This window comes from Oleiphilus sp. HI0079 (genome assembly GCF_001635105.1).
This window is the reverse complement of the sequence record NZ_LWFT01000270.1, coordinates 1-1,472: the sequence shown is the minus strand read 5'-3', so window position 1 is coordinate 1,472 and position 1,472 is coordinate 1. Positions and strand designations below refer to the sequence as shown.

The following is a 1,472-nucleotide window of genomic DNA, read 5'->3' as shown; positions in this document are numbered from 1 at the left end:
CGTTTTCTCGGGCATTTCGGCAATGGCATGGCTGCTCGCCGTTGAAATATAAGCAGGCTCAATGAGCTCGATCGTAGTTAGCTTTAGAGATGCAGATTTGTATACGCAGGCCAAAAGATTTACTAGTCCATCGTTTCGGTTAACACCAAATAGCGGACCTTTTTCGCTAGTGAATCAACTGAGAGCCGTTTCTACAAAGCAGACATCATGAACGCCTCAAACACCGGCGCAGCGTAGCTGCGTCCAGGTGTTTTGACTTGTTAGCTTATTCAACCAGAACAAAGTTAGGCAGGATAGTTTCCGGCGTTTGCGCTACGAATTCTTTACTTGGCGAATATGCTCGAAAATAAACAAACCAGCCTTCACCGAGATTGGTCTGTACCCAGTTGGCTGCGGCAACACCTTCTGGCTTCTCCGGTGCAAAGTGGAACACATAATTCCCATCTTCATTCTTCTGAGTGCCTGCGATGTTTGAACCTACATCGGCACGCTTCATTTTGTTATTGATAATGGCGCGGTTTTCAATGTTATAAACCGTTACAGTCCAGAATGTTTCGGCATAGTTTACGTCTCCTCTAACAGTGAGGGTGTAGTGCTTTCCGCCATCAAGACCTTTCCCATTTTCATCGCGGTAATTGTCTAGATAAACCTGACCCCAACCTCCGTTTGCCATACCATGCATGGCAATATCATTGGTGACTGCCTCATAAAACCATGCTGCGCGACCATCCAGATCCATGCCGTAGGCTCGGTTCTGATCTGGAGTGGATGCAGTGGCAATTTCCCAGCGGTTATTTTCCGGACCATATTCTGATTGATCAAGGCGGCCGGTTTTACTGAAGTCGATATTTTTGGCCATGATTTCACCAACAACAATAGCTTCTTCGAGTAAGGCTTTCTGCCGCTCGCTAGGGTTGAACGGCTTATCTTTCTCAATACCTAAAGGTCGCAGCATGTCATGCATCATGCGATCACGTTCATGCACAGGTTCACTCTGGATAGCCTCATTCAATATACTCCAGAACGCCATGCCACGTGGCTGCTTACCATCTACTCCAAGCTCAGGACGGTTGATGCCCTTGTCACTGAGCGGTTTGCCATCAAGGCCAGTGATGGTCAGGTCATCTAGGTCTTGAGCTCGTTGCTTCGCAGATTTCGCCATCAAACGGACGCCGAAAAAGACATAGTTGCTATTAGATTCAACAACCTTTACACCTTCTGGAAGACTAGTAGGTGTTTCGGAACCCTCTGGGATAATGAGGTACTGACCGGGTTCGGTCATTTGTGACAAGCCAATCTGCCACACATTATGTACGGCTCCGCGCACTTCGTTGGTTGGAATGGTAATCATGGTAGGTTGCTTCGAGACGTCAAAGAAAGAAATGACATATGGCGTGCTGGTATTGTAGGTCAGGCCACCAAGTTTGGAATCATAACTTTCAAAGTAGTGAATCTGGCCGTCTTCTCCGCCC

At 47.4% G+C, this 1,472-nt stretch carries 1 protein-coding gene; it reads right to left on the bottom strand.

Features of this window, described 5'->3' with window-relative positions:
- Positions 1 to 265: 265 nt before the first annotated feature.
- Positions 266 to 1,472, bottom strand: a 1,207-nt coding sequence (locus A3750_RS03915; RefSeq protein ID WP_068548033.1) for a DUF1214 domain-containing protein, incomplete at its 5' end; no start/stop codon positions are given.